Consider the following 20597-nt stretch of genomic DNA (forward strand, 5'->3'; position numbering starts at 1 on the left):
CTCCTTATATTTTAAAAGCATTGTATTCTTTCTCCGAAAGTGCAAAGCCCGGGTCAACTATTTTAACCTCGACATGAGTAAGACCATAAAGCTTATACACCATTATATTTATTTGATTCTGGTACTCTTCAATCTTATCTTGTTTCTGTTTGTTTTGTAGATAATCGCTTGTGTTTGCGATAGCCATAATTTTATCAACGAGTTCAATAAATAGATTTTGTGTTTCATTTGTTTTTAAAAGTATGGGCAAACCTTCTACTTCATAAGCGTTGACATTACTATTTGTGCTAAATATTTTAAAATACCAATTTATTAATTTTGAATTCAATAACGCCAATAAATATTTATCCTTAATGTTTTTATTGTTTACAAGTACATAATTAGTTGAATTCCCACAAAATACTTGGGGACCAACCATTGTCATTTTTAATCTGTTTTTTTCATCCACGCCTGTAATGCCCTGCATAACTATTCTCTTGTTTTTATAATGCATGGATTTGGGGCCATGATTATTTTTTAAATACGAATTCATGTTTAAATATTCCACTTCACCCTGGCTCATTTCCTCTTTTATAAACCACTTCTGTATGGCGGCACCCTTAACCATTTTATAATTGTTTGCGCTTTCATTGCTTCTTAAATATTTTTTATGGAAGGTTAAGTTAATTTCACCTTCATAGCATTTCGCATATTGTATTAACCTTTCCGTTTCAGCTATTTTTTTTAAAACTTTATACTCATATTGATTAATTGATGGTATTGTATAGTTAAAAGGATCAAAACTAATAATATCTTGATTGTTTAATGTTACTTTTTTTCCATTTTGCATATATTTGCTATCCCAAACATTCAAAACAAATTCATATCTAATTTGCTTTATCTTGAAACACTGTATAATGCAGACACTCATCTTAGCATCTTCAAAAACCCTAAGCTTTATGTTATCTCTTTCTGGGAAAGAATCAATTTTTACAATATTCATATTCTCTAAAAAATGTTTCCGTAATTTTGTAGCTGAAATATCAGCTAAAAAAGAATTTTGAAATATTTCACACAAAAAACCATTTTTCTTAAGCAATTCTAAAGATTTTGCAAGAAATAACTTATACGCATTTAATTTTCCACCACAAGCTTTATCATAAATGCGATATTTTTTAAAAGCAGCAATTTCATCTTTTTTATCTCCTTGATAAACATCATAAGGTGGATTTGCAACAACAACATCAAAACCGCCACTAACGCGAAATACTTCAGAAAATGATAACTGATAATCAAAATCAACTTTGTAACCCAATAACTTTATAGAGGATAAATATATATTCGTTATTATTTTATCAATATCTTTTTTTAATTTACTCTTTTCTTGTGGCGCTGTAGCATTAATATATTTATTTTTAAGTTCTTCAACCATATCAAGATTTCTATGCTGGTACCCATAACCTTTGAGTGAATCCCCCCGAACAATTTTATAATCCAAATTTGGCAAAGGTTTAATATTCTCAATATCCATTTCATCAACCACCAGAGATAGCCAAAGTCTTAACTTAGCTATCTCCACAGCCCCACTGTCAATATCCACGCCATAAAGCGAATTTTCTATGCACTGCCTTTTATAATCATAAGCTGCTGACTTTTTCCTTTTATCCAGCACGCTGCGTATCTTTACGATCTCGCTCATCATGCCTACGGGGAATGCCCCTGAGCCTACCGCCGGGTCGCAAACTTTTATGCCGGCCAGCAAATCGTCAATCCTTTTAGCATTATCCCTTATGGTCTGCGGCATTTTATGTGGGTATGCTCTGCTCGCCCCGCCTTTTTCGTTGATATGATCCTCGTGCTCCTTTATGCCCTCGCCATGCAAAATAAGCGTTTCAATATCCCCTTTAGATATTTCAGGATTAGCTTTATGCTCAACGGTTATATCCAATTGCCCCCTTTTGCCCTGGTTACCCAATAGGTTTAAATTCTTTTCGCCCATGATTTCATAACAAGCTGGTTCGCTATTTAATCCTGTGAAAAGATAATTTATCAAGCTTTGCTGGCACATATAGTGAACTATCTCGCGCGGAGTATAATAAACCCCAAACTGCTTATTGAATTTACCTTCTTCACCGGTTTTTAAGGCCTTTTTATATTCGCTGAAGTTATCCGGCCTGATGGCATTAAATTTCTCATAGGCCTTGCCCAATAACTCCGGATCAATGGCCACTTCCTTATCCAAGGGCTCATCCTCTTTTACCGTAAAATTATACCTGTCAAATATATCCAATATTCCATCACCTGCGTCCCCTTCGGGCGTTCGGTGATTGTTGGAAAAAAGATCATCCGGCAGTAAGATATCTGTCTTGGACCAGTCATAGTTGAAAATTGGGTCGAACAAACCACCATTAAGAAACGGTATCTTACACTTAAATTGACTGTAATAATGGTCTTCGTGGCTCCGGTCAAGCCGCAGCGCCTCATAGAACAGCGGTTCTAAGATATCATTAAAGAAATTTGTGTACGATCCATGCTTCTTTTCAAATAACTCCCTAAGAAACTGCTTGGAACCGCACCCCCAAGCACCGTTCTTGGGAACACCAAACCATCCTTTTTTCTGCAAAAAATATAAGAAAACTATCTGGCCTAAAAGTTTTTTGGCAAAGTCAACGGTATTGACGCCTTTACCCTCAAAGTCTTTTTCAATGGCCGGATCATTTTTAACCGTTTTATCCAACGCCTCTTTTGTATCAAGAAAAAGATTGCGATACTTAGTGAAAAATTCCTTGGTCACGCTCTCAATATTAAAAGCTTCTTCAAGTTTACCCAGAGTGGGGTTCTTTTCGTCTTCAGCTAAAATGGGAACCAAGCGGCTTTGGGCAGTATGGCTTCTCTCATTCACACCTACCAGAAACGACCAACGCCGGGCCGGAGTAAACTCATCTACCGGCTTTGGCCGGCCGCTTGATTTATCAAACACAGTATCCATCTTAACCAACGAAAAACGCCAGTCTGCGGAGTTGGGCGAGACAAATGCCACCAAGGCCGCATCCTTGGAGCTGGTTCTTCCATAGTCGCCCTTTAAATAACCAGCCACAAAATTTCTCTGCATGGTCCGGGCATGGCCCACCGAATGATCTTTTTTTAGATGTACTATTAGGATATCAAGCCGTTTATTATCAGCATCCTTGTATTTGCCCAAACGCTCAAAGGAATCAACCTGTTCGCTGAATGACTGGCGAACATTGACACCTTTTAATGTAAACGGTGCATCCTCATACCCGTTCAGCAATTCTCTGGTAAAACGGGCATATTTATCTTTATCAAACTGCTGTTCAAAAGTACTTTTGATAAGACTGACGGCTTGTTGGTTATCCATTTTATCCTTAAATATTTACTGTTTTATTTAGCTTCCAGGAACATGGAAAGAATAACCTCGCGTTTGCCCGAGGAAATGTAATTTTGTTCCGCATAGTGGCCTTCCAACAGCCTGGCCGGTATAGTTGTCTGTAAAACGGACAACACTTTAAGCGGGTTTTCTATCCCGTTATTAAGCTTTTTAAGGGCTTTGTTAGTTTCCTTGGCCGTCTGTTTGGGCAACCCGCCATGCTCCAAAGCGGTTTGGACCTTTTTAATGTACAGCTCCTGGTCATCCGTAAGCTGTTTGGTATTCTTGAACACCGCCCTTAATATCTGCAATACCTGATAGGCGCTGTCGCGGCCGCGGCGGATGCTTTCCTGCACGGCATCTTCGGTGGTTGAATAAACAAAGGCTTCCTTGTTCTTGTCCAGCAGTTCGTATATATTGCCTGGCAGATGCTGCTTATCCTCTTTGTCGCTGCTTTCCATCAGTCCGGCCGCTGTCATAAAATCAAGCTCACTTGGGGCTTTATTACTTTCGGCAATGAAAAACTTCTGCAATTTACCATGGCGGAAATATGTAACAAGCCCTATATTGCCGGTCTTCCCCTTTTTGGCGCTGCGGGCCTTTTTGGGCAGCTGCTTGATCTGGTTAAACAGGTCTTGGTTGTTATCCCGCACATCTTTTATGACCTTAAGGTATTTCAATTCGCTTTCCCCGTTCTCATCCTCACCCATAAGGGCGGTCTTTGAACAAAGACGGTTGAACAGCTCATGGGAACCTATCGGCTCGCCGTCAGTCAAAAGGGCGGCATCGCCCCCCAATAGGCTTAAAAAGGCGTGGATTTTAGCCTCGGCAGCCTCCTTCAATTTAATTTGCTGGTTGGCCTGCCTGGTGGGAAAGAAATTAAAGGTGTGGATGGCATCAAATTTTGTATCAATGCGGTTTACCCGGCCAACCCGCTGCATCATCCTGGTGGGATTCCAGGGTATGTCGTAATTTATAACGATATTGGAACGGTGCAGGTTAACGCCCTCGGAAAGGACTTCGGTGGAAACCAATATCCTGTATTCATCTTTTCTATGCCTGGCTTTGGCGTCAAAATTTTCTATCACCTTGTCCCGGATCAGCTCGCTTGATCCCCCGGTGTAGCAAAGCACGGAATTAGGTTCGTATTCCGCCATGTTTTTAGCCAGGTATTCCGCAGTTTCCTTGGATTCGGTGAAGATTATCAGTTTTTTACCTTTTAGGATCTTATTACTTTTCAACACGTGAAGAAAAGACAGATATTTCGGATCACGCTCAATGTTCTTCCATGACCGCTCGATCTGCTTCAATACCTGCAGATCGTTTTTAAGGTCCTTGATGAAATTATCCTTAAATTCGCGGCTTTTAAATTCTACCGCCCGCTCCTCTTCTATAAGCCTCTGTATGGCTTCATCATCGTCGTCTTCAATGTACTCAAATATTTTATCGGTATACTTTTTACTTACAAATACCCGGCCTTTTTCGTATTGTTCAATGAACATTTTATAAGAATAGATGAATCTATCCACCGTCTTTTTAAAGGCGTAAAAGCTGCTTTCCAGCCTTTTCACCAAAAGGATCTTTATGAATTTACCCATGTTTTTCTGGGACTGCGCTTCCAGTTGGTCAACGCCTTCCTTTAGGTAGAGCATAGGCATATAACGGGCATAGGTAAACTTTCCCGATATCAATTCAATGGTTTCATTGAATATCTCATCCTCTTGCTTATTCAATATGTAGTACAGCGGTTCGGGTTTCTTGACATCCGGGAATTTTATTTTTTGTTTATCAAGATCATTCTTGAAGTATTTTTCGATCTCTGTTCTGGTTCTGCGAACGATCAGGTATTTGAGGGCTTTTTCCCTTATCAACCGGGCATTTTCCTTCACCACTCTAATATACTCATCATAATCACTCTGGCGGTCAAGATCCTTGAGTTTTTTATCCAGACCAAGGAAAAACGATTCCAGGTCTTCCCGGCCGGGTATGGTGCTTTTCTTGGCATTCTGAAACAACTTGATCTGGCTCAGGATGTCCCTGGGCGAATTGTTGTATGGTGTAGCCGTCACCAATATAACCCGTTTGCCCCGGCAGACCTCGGCTAATTTTTCATAAGTTTGATTTGTTTCGGTTCTAAAACGGTGCGCTTCATCAATTATTATGTTCTTATATTTTTCGACATTTCCTTCGGTAAGGCTGTCTAACTTGCCGATGGATTCGAAATCTGCATGGGTTCTAAAATCAGAGAACGCATTCCTCCATGAACCTGGGTTCTCCTTTTTCAACAGAATGGGAGGGGCCAAAACCAGCGTTCTGCCGTCCAGTTGACCGGCCAGCATTGTGGCAATATAGGTCTTCCCCAACCCAACCACATCCGATATGAACACCCCGCCGTATTCCTCAAGTATCTTCTTGGCGTTCAATACCGCCTGTTCCTGGTATTCCAGCTTCATGAATTCCTGGGGCAGATACTGGGCAAAGACCTCATCCATCTGGTTCAGTTCATCCTTGAAATATTCATATAAAAACTTCAAGTAGAGCTGATTGGGCGTGATATTGGGATTAAGCCAGGTTTTAGTTTCCAAGGTTTGAATGTATTTATCGCTGACATCAACCGAATCCTTCCACAACTCCTCAAACTTTCCCTTAGCAAATCTGAAATCTTCACTGTTTTTTAGTTCAACATTAAACTCCAGGTTGTCGACCAGACCAGCCTGGGTCAAGTTACTGGAACCGGTTATAACCCGTCCCTGGTCTCTGTCCCCATCTTTAAAACTGACGATGTAAAGCTTGGCGTGAATGTCCTGCGATGGATAAGCCCGTATCTCCAGTTTTTTGTTGTGTACCCATTCTATGAACTTGATGATGCCTTGCTCCACATCCTTTTTATCCTGTGATTCTTCAAATTCCCGTTCCAATGGTTCCTCTATCGACCTTTTAGACTCGGCATGTGAAAAGCTCATGGTCTGCTGAACATCCTGGTGAAGCAAATCGTATGTCCGCCTATCGGTGCTTATGCCGATAAGTATCCGTATTTTATCGGTATTCTCAAGCGCTTTATAAATGGCATAAAAACCGCTGGTGTAAAAATAACCAACCAGGCAGTCAAAATACTTTGCATCCTTAATTAAAGTATTAAAACGGTCTTTTAAATGTTTACCATCTTCGTTGGTTATAAATGTAATATCATTTAGCATTATATTTAACTCTTTATTATTATTTTTTCAATGAATGTTAAAGTAAAATTCATCTTGTTCAAGTATTAATATTAAGGGTTAAATAACAAAAAAACACTCCCTCCGGCCCTCGACGATATCGTTGGTGATGCCGTTATCGTCAAAGCGGAAATACCGCTGGGGCTCTAAAAAAGGAGAGTTTATTATCGGATCTGTTATTACAACTTGTGCCATTATTTTATAACTTATATTTTTATACAGCTTGATAAATATAATACTATTAAACGCAAGTTAATGTCAAACGAAATATTCCCGGTTTCCTATTCACATTTCACAATTCACACTTTACCCTTTACCGTTCCCCGCATCACCTTCCGCCCCATATTCCTGATAACTAATAACCAACAACTATCAACTAAGTTCTTGCCACACTTCCATTTTCCCTTCAAAAACGTCCCCTTTTGGCTCTAAATCGGCCCCGTTCGACCCCTTATCGGTCCCGTTTACCCACTTATCAGTCCCGTTCGGCCCCTGATCGGTCCCGTTCGACCCTAGATCGGTCCCGTTCGACCCCCAATCGGTCCCGTTCGACCCCTGATCGGTCCCGTTGGGGCAGAGATCGGTCCCGTTCGACCTCTGATCGGGCCCGTTTGCCCCCAGATCGGTCCCGTTAATACCCACATCGGACCCGTTGTATCGCCCATTCGGCCCGCCTGCCGGGCAGGCAGGCAGGGACACGATGCATCGTGTCCCTACGGTATTTCGTGGGGCATGGTCCCCTGGATCCCCGATCAGGTAGGGGAGGGTTTAAAACCCTACCCTACGATATTGGGCCATCATGCGGGTTTGGTCAACCGGCCAACCGGTGCCCCTACGAAAAATATCTTTGCGTCTTTGCGGTGAAAGGACGGGGGACCAATGGCACACAGATACACACGGATCTATACGCTTGCCCGCCTATATGGACCACTTGCTAATGGCGGGGATGCACACGGATCTTTTCTTATGCTGGGTTGCGGGGACGGGGGGCAGTCGGCGGCTTCGGACATCGGACAAAAAGAACTGCGATGAATATCAGATCCTGGTATTCCGTATTCATGTCGTTACACATTAGCTGGACCGCCCCCGGGACTTCTGACCTCACCCTTCCCTCTCCTAACGCTTTAGGAGAGGGGCAGGGGAGAGGTGTCACAAGAGAAAGTAAGGGCCGTTCCCGGGACACCCCTCTGTATCTCCACTTATTAGGGGATGACAATATGGGATTGCTTCATCTGGCCGACAGGGAGTGTTATCGCAATGACTGTAATGGTCCAAGTATCTTGGTGTCTTTGTGTCTTAGTGGCAAAAAAGCCTTTGCGCCTCTGCGGTTCAAAGGCCCCCCTCCTGCCGCATTTATGCATTGACTTTGCCCGCCCACTTAAGGTAATATTCATTTATGAAAAAGATCTGCCTTTACCTATCATCCCTGCTTATCCTCCCCCTGACGTCCCAGGCCCAGCAGTGGACCAGCCATACCAATTTCAACCATATCTCCCAGCTGGCCTTCCAGCCGGGGGGCGATATCCTCTGGGGGGCCACCCCCGGCGGGCTGTTCTCCTTCTCGTCCAGCGATACTGTCTTGATCAGACACTACAGCAACGTGGACGGCCTGCCGTATATAGAGGCCTCCTCGGTGGCTTTGGACCAGCACCACCACAAGTGGATCGGCACCCTAGGCGGCGGGCTGGCCAAACTGGATTCGGCCGGCAATGCCTGGACCGTGTTCACCCGGAACGACGGCCTGGCCTCGGACACGGTCCTGTGCGCCGCGGCCGGCGGGCAGAACGTTTTTGCCGGAGGGTACGGCTCGCTGTCCTATTATGACGGCTACAACTGGTTCTCCCTGCTGGCCCAGCAGGGATACCAATTGGGCGGTCAGACCCAGGCCCTGGCGGTCCGAAACGATTCGCTGTGGATCGCCACCGATCAGGGATTATGCATTGTAAAAGTTTCGCCCTTAAATTCCATCCGTGATACCAGCAACTGGGAAACCTTCGCCGGCTATGACGGCTTGTCAGCGGACATCAGATGCCTGCTGCTGACCGACACGTTATCAATGATCGGCGCCGCCAACGGGGCGGCCCGGCTGGTGGGCGGGGCCTGGCAGAGGATCCCGGGATTGGGCGACCAGGTGAGAAGCCTGGCCCGGGTCGGTGATTCGCTGTTCCTGGCCACCAACAACGGGGTAAAACTCTGGCATCAGAATGTGCTGAGCGACATCAGCCCCGGGCTGTTGAGCTATAATGTGTTTTCACTATCGGTTGACGAAGATCAAAAGCTGTGGGCCGGATGCGACCAGGGGCTTTGCCGTTATGCCGCCGGAAGCTGGGATAATTATGTTTTTCCCGGAATTGCCAAAAATTATGTCCAGCACGTTTCGGTCTCCAAAACCAAAACCGTTTGGACCACCGACGGCAATACCTTGATATCTAATTATAAAAATAATTCCTGGAGCGCTTTTACCAACCCCATTCCGGGGATCCCCCTGACCGCTTTAACGGTGGATCAAGATAACAATGCCTGGATCGGCCTGGGCTGGTGGGACGGATCCAATAATTCTTATCTCCTGAAATACAGCCCGGACAGCCTGGCCAATATCTTCTCCACGCCCCGGGTGCCTGCCGGCTGCGGGGTCTGGACCGGCATGGTCGACCGGGACAACACCAAATATTTCACCGCCTATAATTTTGCCGTCTTCTCCGTCTCCCCGGACGATTCGGTCTGGACCAGCTACGTCGATCCCTCGCCCCGCGGGGCCTATAACAATGCCATGTGGATCATCTCCATCGCCAAAGATCTGGCCGGCGGCTTATGGCTGGGATCATATTATAACGATCTCACCTACTTTAAACCGCAGGAAAACACCTGGGAGCATTTCGGCGTCGAGTCCGGCCTTCCGGACATCAATATCCGCCAGATCGCCGTTGACAACAGCAACATCATTTGGCTGGCCACCGGGAACGGCCTTTGCCGTTCGGAATATGATCCGGTTGCCCATACCCTGAGATCGACGGTCTTTCAAACCAGCAGTTCTCCGATTTTGGGGAATGATATCCGGTCGATAGTCATCGACCGCTCTGACAACAAGTGGATCGGGACCGAGCGGGGCCTGTCCCTGCTGACCTGGGACGGGAAGTGGGTGAATTATGACCGGCGCTTCAGCCCTTTGATCAGCAACGATATCCGGCAATTGGCCGCCTGTCCCCATGACCGGTCCGGCGACGACATCTACATCGCCACCGCCCAGGGCCTGAGCGTATTAAGATATGATGCTGTCGCACAAAGGCCAGTTGATCAGCCCTTTGTCGCCCCCAATCCGTTCAACATGACCAAGGATGGCTACCTCTATTTCAGCAACCTGCCTACCGAGGCCCGGATAGACATCTACACCCTGGACGGTCGGCCCGTCGGCACTTTTTACGGCCCGCCGGCCCCGGCCCACACCCTAAGCATCCGGCCGGATACGGATTTTTCCCGGCGGCCGGCCGCCGGCCTCTACCTCTGCCGCATCTCCTCATCCGGACAAAAGCCGGTAATCTGCAAACTGGTGATGATAAGATGAAGTTTTTAACCGTCATCGGGGCCCGCCCCCAGTTCATCAAGGCCGCCCCGCTCTCCCGGGCCCTCAGGGAAAAGCACCGGGAGATCCTGGTGCACACCGGCCAGCATTACGATTACGGCATGTCCCAGCAGTTCTTCAGGGAGCTGCACATTCCCCGGCCGGATTATAACCTGGAGGTGGGCTCCGGCCTGCACGGGGCCCAGACCGCCGCCATGCTGGCCAAGCTGGAGCCGGTGGTCGTCAGACAAAGACCCGATGCCATCATAATCTTCGGCGACACCAATTCCACCCTGGCCGGGGCGCTGATCGCCGCCAAGCTGCATATCCCGTTGGCCCATATCGAGGCCGGCATGCGCAGCTTCAACCGGATGATGCCGGAGGAGGTCAACCGGGTGGTGGCCGATCACCTGTCGAATATGCATTTCTGCTCCACCAACACTGCGGTGAAGAACCTAAAGAAAGAGGGGATCACCAGCGGCCTCCATATGGTGGGCGACATCATGTACGATGCCATGAAGGATATTCTCCCCACCAAAGCCCGGACTGCAAAAATAATCGAGAAACTGTCGCTGGTGCCGGGAGATTACCTGCTGGTGACCATCCACCGGGCGGAGAATACCGATAACCCCGATAACCTGTCGGCCATCATGGAGGCCCTGCTCTCATCCGGCAAAAAGGCGGTCTTCCCGGTCCATCCCCGCACCGAGAAAAAGCTGAAGGAATTTTTGCTGTGGGATAAGTTAAAAGGATCGGATAACATCCTGCTGATCCCGCCCCAGGGATACCGGGAGTCCCTGGCCCTGCAGTCGGCCGCCCATGCGGTGATCACCGATTCAGGAGGCATCCAGAAGGAGGCCTACCTGCTGAAAACCCCCTGTTTGACGGTGCGCCGCGAGACCGAATGGGTGGAGACGGTCAAGACCGGCTGGAACCAGCTGGTGGGGCCGGACAAAAAACGCATCTTAAAAGCCCTGGCCGGATTGAAGCCGCCGGCCGCCCATCCCGATCTTTACGGCCGGGGCCGGGCCGCCCGGCTGATAGTGGGGCATCTGGAAAGGCACCTGGACAGATGAAGCGCCTGCTGGTCCTCAATTATTATCACCCTCCCCAAGGCGGCGTTCACCGGGTGGTGAAATTCATAAAATACCTGCCCCAGAACGGCTGGCAGCCGGTGGTGATAGCCCCCCATCCCCGGGGCATCTACCGGTATGATGATTCCCTGTCCAAGGATCTGCGCCAGGCCCAGGTATTCCGCACCGGTTCTTTGGACCCCATGCATCTTTCCTCTTCCAGGATCGATCCCGAAACCGTCAGCCGCCATCGCGGCTTCATCGAACTGATCAACAACTTCTTTATCCCCGATAATAAGATCGGCTGGGTGCCTTTCGCCGTTCAGGCCGCCCTTAAGATCTTCCGGCAGGAACCTTTCGACGCCATCTTCTCGTCCGCCCCGCCTTTTTCCTCGCACCTGGCCGGCCTGTCCATCAAACGACTGGTCTCCCGGCCTCTGGTCTGTGACTTTCGGGACGCCTGGTCCCAGCCCAACACCCTTAACCGGGGATATTCTTCACTCCGGCTGCATCTTAACCGCCGCCTGGAGGGCCTGGTCGTCAGGCAGGCCGATATGATAACAGCCATCAATGCCCCGATCCTGGAGGGCCTGCAAAACATCGGCCTGAAAAAAGCCAGTGCTAAGGTCGTCCTGCCCCAGGGGTTCGATCCCCTGGATTTCCTGCCGGAGGATAGCCGGCCCGGATCGGACAGCTTTATCATAGCCTACACCGGCTCTTTGACCAAATATCGGCGGATAGATGTTTTGGCCCGGGCCCTTCGCGAACTGCTGCAAAGAAGACCGCCCCTGGCCAAAAAGATCAAAATAATCCTGGCCGGGGTATATAAACCGGAAGATCTGGCGATCGCCCGGCAGTTGGGCCTCTCCGAATATTTTGAATTCCGGGGGCATCTGGCCCACGACCGGATAATCGAAATACTGGAAGCGGCCACCGTCCTGTGGTTCACGATCGGACGGGAGGAGGGACCGACCGTCTCCACCAGCAAGGTTTACGAATATCTGGGGGCCCGAAAACCGATCCTGGCCTCGATCCCGGATTCCAGCCCCGCCGCCCAATTGATCAGAGAAACCGGCACCGGCACGGTATTGGACCCCGATGATCATCTGGGACTGGCAGATCAGATCGGGCAGCTTTTCCATCAGTGGCAGAACCAGCGGCCCGTCTTTCACCCCGATGACAAGGCCCGGCAGAAATATGACCGGCGCCTGATAACCCAACAGCTGGCGGCCCGCCTCAACCGGCTGGTCTAAAAAAAGCCCCGGCCCAAACTTATGATTTTTTAAATTGTGCCTCCATGACAAGAAATCCGCCGCAGTCCGTCCTGTTTCTGCTGCCGTCCGTCAAGATCGGCGGCGGCAATAGGGTTGTTTTCGAACTGGCCAATGGCTTGATTGAAAAATACCCGGTAGAAATATGGTACCCCAGGGGGTCCGGTGAATGTTATTACAAGACTGCCCCCGGGGTGCAGCTCAGAGCCATTGGCCTGGCCGGTGATGATCTTATCATTCGGGCTGTAAATATAATATTGCTGTTTTTGGGGGTCAACCTGTCGGCCAACAGGTTCAAGCATATAATCTCCACCGGCCAGATCCTGGGTCCTCTTCTGGTATTCATCCCCGGGGCAACTGTTTATAACTTCATTCAGGCGGACGATCTTCTGATATTCAGCGATCTGGCCCTGTTGCGCAATAAATTCATCTATGGCATCTACAAGCTTTTTACCCGCTTAAGCTACCGGTATCCCACCGTCCGTTTTATCTTCAACTCCGGTTACAGCCACCGCCGGTTCCTGGAAAATTCCGGCCGTTCTAATGCGCCCCGGTCGCTGGTCCGCCCCGGGGTGGATCCCGCTGTTTTCAATCATGACCGCCGGCAAAAAACGGGGGGCGGGAAGAAGCTCCGCCTGGCATACCTGGGCAGGTTCCATCCCGTAAAAGGCCTCCGGACAATGATAACGGCCTTCGGTCTTCTGCCGGAGGATACAAAACAAAAATTGACCGTCACCCTGGTCAGCCCCGACGATCTTACGGCTTACGACATCCCCCGGGAATGGCGGGTGGAAAGCCCCCTGAACGACACGGCCCTGGCTACAATACTTAGATCCAGCGATCTGTTCGTATCCACCAGCCTTAGCGAGGGGTTTGGGCTTCCGGCCCTGGAGGCCATGGCCTGCGGCTGCTCCGTCATCCTGAGCCAGAACGGCGGAAGCACGGAATATGCCCGCCCCGGACAAAACTGCCTGGCCTACCATCCCCGGGACGGCCGGGCCCTGGCCAGGCACATCATCCGGCTGGTGGATGACGAAAAACTCCGCAAGCAAATTTCCCATCAGGCGGTCATGACCGCAGGACATTTCACCTGGCGGCGTTCGTTGGCAGAATTATCGCGGATACTGGACCATGAATAAATTTGATCTCTCCCATTTATTATCAGACTCGCCTTTCTTAAGGCCCCTGGCTTACCGGGTTCTCTCATCGGGCCGGCTGGGCCGGAATCCCTGGTACCGGCGTCTCTATTCCCGGCGGATAAATGAGGTGCAGCAAAGAGGGCTGCCCTATCCCGCGACGGTGGCCATCGAGGGCACCAATGCCTGCAATGCGGCCTGCCTCATGTGCGGCCACAAGGGTATGAAACGGGCCCCGGGGGTGATGTCGCTGGAGCTGTATCAGAGGGTCCTGGAGCAGCTGCAGGGCTGGCCCATCCGGAGTCTTCTGCTGTCCGGCTTCGGGGAGCCGCTGCTGGATCCCCATCTGGAGGAACGCATCTCCCTGGCAAGATCGAAGGGCTTTGAAAATATCGGCCTGGTCAGCAACGCCTCCCTGCTCTCCCCGGAAAAGGCCGAAAAGCTGATCTGGGCCGGGCTGGATTTCATGCACATCAGCCTGGACGGAGCTTCCCCGGAAACCTATCATAAACTGCGCCCCGGGCTCGATTACCATGAAGTGGTTAAGAATATCGGCCATATCCTGTCGCTTTCACCCCGGCCCCAGATCCATCTCCAGGTGGTCACCCTCAGCGATAATCAAGCAGAGATAACCGACCTGCGGCGTTTATGGAAGGGCAAAGCCGACCGCCTGATATTCCGGCAGGCCCAGGACTGGGCCGGCCAGGTGCCCCTTCCGGACCGGGAGCACAGCCCGCACCTGGTGGAACGGGAGCATTGGCCGCCCTGCCGTTACCTCTGGGAGCAGCTGAACATCTACTGGGACGGGACCGTGCCGGCCTGCTGCCTGGATTACGAGGCCCGGCAGACCGTAGGGAACGCCCAAAGGGATGCTTTGGCCTCCATCTGGCAGGGAGCTGCTTTGGAAGGCCTGCGGCAAAAACATAATGCCGGCCAAAGGGACCAGCTGTCCCTCTGCCGGCACTGCCGTTATTTTTCGGTCTGGTGGTGAGGCTATCCCCGGAACCTCCCCTTGTTGGTGCCCCTCATCTCCCGGTCCACGTCCCGCTTCTTGATGTCCTCCCGCCGGTCATACTGTTTCTTGCCTTTGGCCAGGGCCAGATCGATCTTCACCTTTCCCTTTACAAAATACAGCGACAGCGGGATCAGGGACAGGCTCTTCTCTTTTTGCTGGGCGGTCAGTTTCCGGATCTGCTCCCGGTGCAGCAGCAGCTTTCTGGGCCGGGTGGCCTCCAGGTTGTAGCGGTTGCCGTGATCATAGGGGGAAACATGCATGTTGAACAGGAACAGCTCCCGGCCCTTGACCATGGCAAAACTGTCCTTGAGGTTGGCCTGCCCCTGGCGGATGGACTTGACCTCGGTGCCCCGCAGGACGATCCCGGTCTCCAGCCGGTCGATTATCTCGTAATCGTACCGGGCTTTTTTATTTAATATGCTTTCGATCATCATACCATCTTGACAGTGGAGCGTATTTTATATTATAATGACACCTGATGGCAAGGCCGTGGTGGCGGAACTGGTAGACGCGCTAGGCTCAGAACTTAGTGTTCGCAAGGACATGGGGGTTCGACTCCCCCCCTCGGCACCATTTTACCGGCATTTTTAAGCCGCAAACTTAGGTTTGCGGCTTTTTCTATGCCGGCGGGGGTTCGTCTTCGGCCAGGGCCTCCCCGGACAGGTATTCATCTATCAGCTCCCGGGCCTTTTGATACTGGTGTTCCAGTACCATCACCCGGCCCCAGCGGGGAAACAGCATCCTGGCCACCCCGTCGTACATGGGTATCTGTTCCGATTTGACGATGTTCCGGATGCCGTGGTCATTCAAAAGGGACGACAGGGCCAGGGCCGACATCTGGTCCGGGGCATCATAGACCGCCAGCAGGTTAGAATCCAGCTCCTCCCGGTTGTCGGCCTCCGGCGGCAGGGCCGCCACCAGGTGGGATCCGCAATCCGAGCAGTTCTTGAATCCTTCGCGGTATTCGGTCCGGCAGTTGGGGCAGAAAGGCGTCATGGCATCATATCCCTTGGATCATTTATCGTACAGTTTGACCCGGTTCTTTCCCGATTCCTTGACCTGGTACATGGCCTGGTCGGCCTTGGAGAACAGCTCGTCGGTGCTTCCGGCCTGCTCCGGATAATTGGCGATGCCGATGCTGGCCGTTATCCGGCACGACAGTTTGTGATCGGTCAGGAACGGCTGGGCCTCGATCTTCCTCCTGATGGTCTCGGCCAGTTCCATGGCCTGCCGGGAATCCTTGCCGGGCAGGACGATCACGTATTCGTCGCCGCCGTAGCGCGAGGCCATGTCCGGCGGGTTGACCTCCCCGGCTATCCGGTCGGCCACCTCCTTCAGGGCGTGCCCGCCCATCAGGTGGCCGTAGGTATCGTCCACCTCCTTCATGTGGTCCAGGTCTATGAATATCAGGGACAGCGGCTGGCCCTTTTTTACCGCCTCATCCAGGGCCTTCTTCAGGAACATGTCGCAGTGCCGGGAATTATACAGCCCGGTCAGGTCGTCGGTGATGGCCAGCCTCCGGGCCTTTTCGTACAGCCGGGCGTTCTCAATGGCTATGGCGGCATGGTCGGTCAGGGTCTGCAGCAGGTCCAGGTCCTTCTGTTCAAAAGAGGCGTCGCCCAGTTTGTTTATTATCTCCACCACTCCGATCAGCCGGCCCCGCGACATCAGGGGGGTGGCGATGATGGACCGGGTGCGGAATCCGGTCTTCTGGTCCAGGCCCTTGAAGAAACGCTGATCCTGGGCGGTATCCGGCACGATCACCGGCCGCTGGTTCTGGGCCACCCAGCCGGCCACCCCCTGCCCCATGCCCAGCCTCATCTCCTTCACCTGCTGGCCCTTCTCCCCGGTGGCCACCTCGAACACCAGTTCGTTGGTCTTTTCGTCCAGCATCAAAATGGACCAGGCCTCGGCCTTGATCAGCTCCTTGACCTTGCCCATCACTATGTCCAGCACCTCTTTGAGATTGAGGGTGGAGTTGAGTGTCTTGGCGATGGTGTTGAAGGTGGACAACTCCCGGATCCGCTGCTTGAGATCGGCCAGCAGCTGGCGGTTCTCGTTCTGGAGGCGCCGCCTTTCCAGGCCCCGTTCCACCGCCAGCAGCAGTTCCTCGTGCCCGAACGGCTTGTTGATGTAGTCGTACAGTCCGCTCCTGAGCTGCTCCCGGTCGTCCTTGTCGACCTTCTTGGATATCGAAAGCACCACCGGAATATCGGGGTTGGCCTGCCTCAAATACTTCAGCAGATGGAGGTTCTTGCGGCTGGCCAGCTCGGCATCCACCAGGATCAGGTCGATGTTGCGGTCCCGGATGATGCTCACCACCTCCTTTTCGTCGGAGGCCAGCACCGATTGGTGGTGATGACCGCTCAGGACATGGACCAGGGTCAGGGCAAAGAGCCGGTCCTGGTCGACGATCAGTATCTCCGCCATGATTACTTACCCCCCTTCTCCTGGGGTTGAACTTCGTATACGAATTTTATCTCGGTCCTGGTCTGGGGATCCATGAACCGGCCGTCATCCTGCATGGCCGCCTCCTTGTCCCCGGGCTCCATCCGCAGGCTGGCCTCCTTGGAGGTGTTCGACAGCCCCAAGATCTGGTATCCGGCCCTCCTGACCGAATAATTCCTGCCCGGGAGATAGTAGCTGCCCTCATCGGCAACCGAATCGCATATCTTGAGGCTCTCCCGGAGCTTGCTTTCCCAGCCATCGGTCCCGGTGGTCCTGGTGCACCACAATTTCTCCTGATGCAGGGAGGTGAACCTCTCGGTGTTGAGCATCATATTGGCAAAAGAGACGTGGTCCAGCATTATCACCGAACGGCCGGGGTCCTTGCCGGTGGCATACAGGCTGGCATTGTTGACCGCCGCCCCGCACAGGTCGGTGTCGCCGAACGAATTGAGCGACAGGTTGATCTCTTTGCCGGAGGTGCCGGAGGATATCCCCACCCCTATCCGGAACAGCGATTTGAAGGCCGGCGGCAGGACCGCGTAGTTTATCCCTTCGTAGAGTATCTCCCTTTCCTTGGCGTCCCGGAACCAGTCCCGGTAATTGCTGAAATTCTCCTGGATGAACTTCTCGGCCACATTGAGCATCTCGACTGCGCAGTCCACCGCCTGTTTGGTGGATTCGGCGGCCGGCAGGATGTTCAATTCGGTCCCCGAGCTGATGGAATGCCTCAGTTTGAGACCCTTGCCGGTGAAGACCTCCTTGTAGCATTTTTCGTAGGTTTCGTGGGCATTGTCCCCGAACCAGGCCAGTCCGCCATCCCCGGTGTCCTTGACTATGAATCCGCCGTGCTGCCTGATCACCTGGGCGATCATATAGCCCAGTTTGTTCTTGATCTCCCTCTCCTTGTCGGCGTTCATCAGCTTGGAGCTCATGAAGCTTGATCCCCGGATGTCGTAGACCATCACCGCCACCACCCGGGAGAAATGCTTGTACACCCTTTCCCTCACCTCGCCGTCGTTCTTCAGGGCGGCCGACGACTGGGGCAGGACCGCCCCCTGGGCCACGAAAGAATAGCAGCGGTTGTATCTCTTGAGCCTTTCCGAAAGATAAAAGACTTCGTCGCATAATTCCTGCTGCCTCAAAACAGGGGGGTCCTTCGCCATCAGGGGCGGCCACAGCCGGACCAGCGAGGCCAGCCGGCGGAAATTCATGATCGGCTCGGCCACCTCCTTGAGGAACTTCCGGTAGTTCTCGATCAGCAGCTCCACGTGGAAGGCCCGGTTCCCCCCCTGTTCCTCTATCAGCCCGGAGATGGCCCGGCCGTCGGCCTGGGCCTGCTCCATCTCCAGCAGGACGGCGGCGGCATGGGGGTCGTTGGGGTTGCGCCTGGCCGCCTCCCGATCCAGGGTTTTCACCTTGATGTTGGCCTGCTCCAGCCCCTGCCGGATCATCTCCACCAGGGTCTTGGCCAGGCCCTTGGTAAGCCCCTCCCAATCATGTTTTATCGACTGGTCAAGGTTGTTGAAAAATTCCAGATGCTTCAGCAGGTCGGTGCCGATCTCGCCGGACTGGGAGGTGAGCATTGCCGTCAGGTCCTTCAGGGGCATCCGCTGCAGCGCTTGGCACCTTTCGATGGAGGTCTGGAGGGTTTTCTCCTTGCGTTCCAGGTCCTGCAGGTACCACAGCTGGCCGGTAAGGTTTCTCTGGAACTGCATCAGGGAATCGGTGACCTTGGCCGCCAGGTTCAGCAGGTTTTCGGAGTAGAGTTTGGCGTCCACCACCTTGGACATGTCGCTGTTGTTCAGCATCACCAGTTCCTGGGTCTGCTTTTTGACCCGGCTGGTGTATTTCTGAAGGTCGGCCAGCTCCTGGCTGAGCTTGACCTCCAGCTCGGAGGCTCTCTTGATCAGGACCTTCTGGATCTCCCGGGCGGCCAGCTCGGTGATCTGGGCCAGGCTGCCGGAGATCGTATTGGTTATCTCTTCGGGCTTGGCAAAGCTGCTGCTGCCCAGCTTCTCCCACAGCGCCTCTTCGTTGGCCTTCAATTGCTCGGTGTACAGCAGGTGGAACAGCTCCGAGATCATCCATTGGGAAAGATTCAGTTCCCTGAGCAGCGGGGCAAAATCACCGGCCTGGGGATTCTCCAGGTCGAAGCTTACGTTCCAGCCCTGGTCCAGCAGCTTCTCGAAAAGCTCGGTGTCGATGGAATGCTGCTGCAGCACCTTGTCCCTGATGGGGCGCAGCAGGGCGGTCAGCTCCAGGTTGAACCTCCGCATCACCTGGGGCTCCCGGCCCCTGACCGCCTCCGGCTGCTGGTCCCACCATAGCGTCGAAGACTCGGACATCAGCTGGCGGTAGGCCAGTTCGAATATCAGGGCCAGCTCCGGCTGGGCCGAAGTGAAGTTGAGGTAGATCTCCTCCACCGTGCCGTAATAGATGTTCCTCCCGAAATCGCGCCACCGGTCCCAGGCCCTTTCGTTGGGCTGGCCGTCGGCGTCGTACAGGCAGCATTCCAACAGCATCTGGGCCGCCTGCCCGTGGAACTCCCGGGTGCCCTGGGGCAGCTCCACATAGACCAGCCCCGGGTTCTTGGCCTCCCCGAACACCGAGAGGATCTCGCCGCCCAGCCTTCTCTCTTTAAGGAACCGGGACACCAGGCTTATCTTCTCCCGGGCCTGTTCCGGCTGTCCCAGCGTTTCATCGGTCCGGGAGATGTAGCGGCTGCTGGTCTTGATGATCTTTTCGAACTCCGATATCTTGAAACTGGCGTTTTCCATCAGATGATCTTCTCCCAGCCGGCCAATATCTGTTTGATGTCCGAGGTTAATTTCACCACCACCGCCTCCATATATTTCTTGGCCCGGGCGGAATTGAACACCGGATAGCCCTTGCCCGGCTGGTTCAATATCATGCTCCGGTAGAAGGGGTGCATGCTGATGCCCTCAAAACGGTGCCCGGCCTCCTCCCGGCGGTAGTCGGCCTTGGAGACCAGGGTCGGATCGATGGCCATCAGGGCCGCCAGCTCGTCGGCCCCGGCATGGCCCGAGCCGTCGAAATATTTGGCCGATGCCTCTTCGGCCGCCATCCACCAGTGGATCACCAGGCAGCCGGCCTTTTTATCCCTCCACAGCCCGGCCCCCAGATCGTCCAGGCTGTCGATGTTTCCGCCGTGGCCGTTGAGCACGATGATCTTTCTGAAGCCGGCGTCGGCCAGGCTGAAGGCCGCCTCCCGGACATAGGCCCTGAGGGTCTGGGGGCTGACGGTCAGCGACCCCGGAAAGCCGATCAGGGAATTGGTGACGCCGTAGTTGATGGCCGGGGCCACCAGGGCGTTGAGCGGGCGGGAAAGCCGGTCGGCCAGGTAGCCGGGGATGATGGCATCGGTGCCCAAAACCCCGGGTCCGTGGGCCTCGATGGTCCCCACCGGCAGCAGGACGATGTCGGTCTTGCCGGGGACCGTCTTTTGGAACTGCTTCCAGTTCAATCTCTCCATTCGGTGTTCCATCGCTAGTT

The 20597-nt window shown here is 52.4% G+C and carries 12 protein-coding genes and 1 tRNA gene; 6 read left to right on the top strand and 7 right to left on the bottom strand.

The window, feature by feature from the left end; genetic code table 11:
• Positions 1-4: 4 nt before the first annotated feature.
• Positions 5-3358: a TaqI-like C-terminal specificity domain-containing protein gene (locus RDU76_02505; GenBank protein MDQ7797802.1), complete on the bottom strand. Its 3354-nt coding sequence runs from the start codon at positions 3356-3358 to the stop codon at positions 5-7.
• Positions 3359-3381: 23 nt separating this feature from the next.
• Positions 3382-6564, bottom strand: coding sequence for a helicase-related protein (locus tag RDU76_02510; GenBank protein MDQ7797803.1), 3183 nt, complete (start codon positions 6562-6564; stop codon positions 3382-3384).
• Between the two features lie 1414 nt (positions 6565-7978).
• On the opposite strand from RDU76_02510, the gene RDU76_02515 reads away from it, so the two are divergent.
• From RDU76_02515 to RDU76_02535, 5 genes are read left to right on the top strand one after another with little or no spacing between them, the layout of a single operon-like run.
• A complete protein-coding gene (locus tag RDU76_02515) occupies positions 7979-10144 on the top strand; it encodes a hypothetical protein (protein MDQ7797804.1) in 2166 nt (721 codons plus the stop codon).
• Complete coding sequence (wecB, locus tag RDU76_02520) at positions 10141-11217, top strand: UDP-N-acetylglucosamine 2-epimerase (non-hydrolyzing) (protein ID MDQ7797805.1); 1077 nt, start codon at positions 10141-10143, stop codon at positions 11215-11217. Before RDU76_02515 ends, wecB begins: the two co-directional genes overlap by 4 nt.
• A complete protein-coding gene (locus RDU76_02525; protein MDQ7797806.1) occupies positions 11214-12467 on the top strand; it encodes a glycosyltransferase in 1254 nt (417 codons plus the stop codon). Before wecB ends, RDU76_02525 begins: the two co-directional genes overlap by 4 nt.
• 44 nt (positions 12468-12511) lie before the next feature.
• Entirely contained in the window at positions 12512-13624 is a 1113-nt protein-coding gene (locus RDU76_02530; GenBank protein MDQ7797807.1) for a glycosyltransferase family 4 protein, read from the top strand.
• Positions 13617-14612, top strand: a complete 996-nt coding sequence (locus RDU76_02535; GenBank protein MDQ7797808.1) for a radical SAM protein — start codon at positions 13617-13619, stop codon at positions 14610-14612. Before RDU76_02530 ends, RDU76_02535 begins: the two co-directional genes overlap by 8 nt.
• A gap of 2 nt (positions 14613-14614) precedes the next feature.
• Here RDU76_02535 and smpB read toward each other — a convergent pair whose 3' ends face one another.
• A complete protein-coding gene (gene smpB / locus RDU76_02540; protein MDQ7797809.1) occupies positions 14615-15070 on the bottom strand; it encodes an SsrA-binding protein SmpB in 456 nt (151 codons plus the stop codon).
• A gap of 52 nt (positions 15071-15122) precedes the next feature.
• Here smpB and RDU76_02545 point away from each other — a divergent pair.
• A tRNA-Leu gene (locus tag RDU76_02545) sits at positions 15123-15209 on the top strand.
• 45 nt (positions 15210-15254) lie between these two features.
• Here the strand turns inward: RDU76_02545 and RDU76_02550 are convergent.
• From RDU76_02550 to RDU76_02565, 4 genes are read right to left on the bottom strand one after another with little or no spacing between them, the layout of a single operon-like run.
• Positions 15255-15632 (bottom strand): DUF2007 domain-containing protein, encoded by a 378-nt coding sequence (locus RDU76_02550; protein MDQ7797810.1) that lies wholly within the window; start codon positions 15630-15632, stop codon positions 15255-15257.
• Between the two features lie 18 nt (positions 15633-15650).
• The gene (locus RDU76_02555) at positions 15651-17066 is read right to left on the bottom strand and encodes a diguanylate cyclase (GenBank protein MDQ7797811.1); all 1416 of its coding nucleotides are present in this window, start codon (positions 17064-17066) and stop codon (positions 15651-15653) included.
• 2 nt (positions 17067-17068) lie between these two features.
• On the bottom strand, positions 17069-19861 hold the full coding sequence (locus RDU76_02560; protein ID MDQ7797812.1) for a hypothetical protein: 2793 nt from the start codon (positions 19859-19861) through the stop codon (positions 17069-17071).
• Positions 19861-20589 (bottom strand): creatininase family protein, encoded by a 729-nt coding sequence (locus tag RDU76_02565; GenBank protein MDQ7797813.1) that lies wholly within the window; start codon positions 20587-20589, stop codon positions 19861-19863. The genes RDU76_02560 and RDU76_02565 overlap by 1 nt, the downstream gene beginning before the upstream one ends.
• Positions 20590-20597: the final 8 nt, after the last annotated feature.

This window comes from Candidatus Edwardsbacteria bacterium (assembly GCA_031082425.1).
Classification (GTDB): Bacteria; Edwardsbacteria; AC1; order AC1; family EtOH8; genus UBA2226.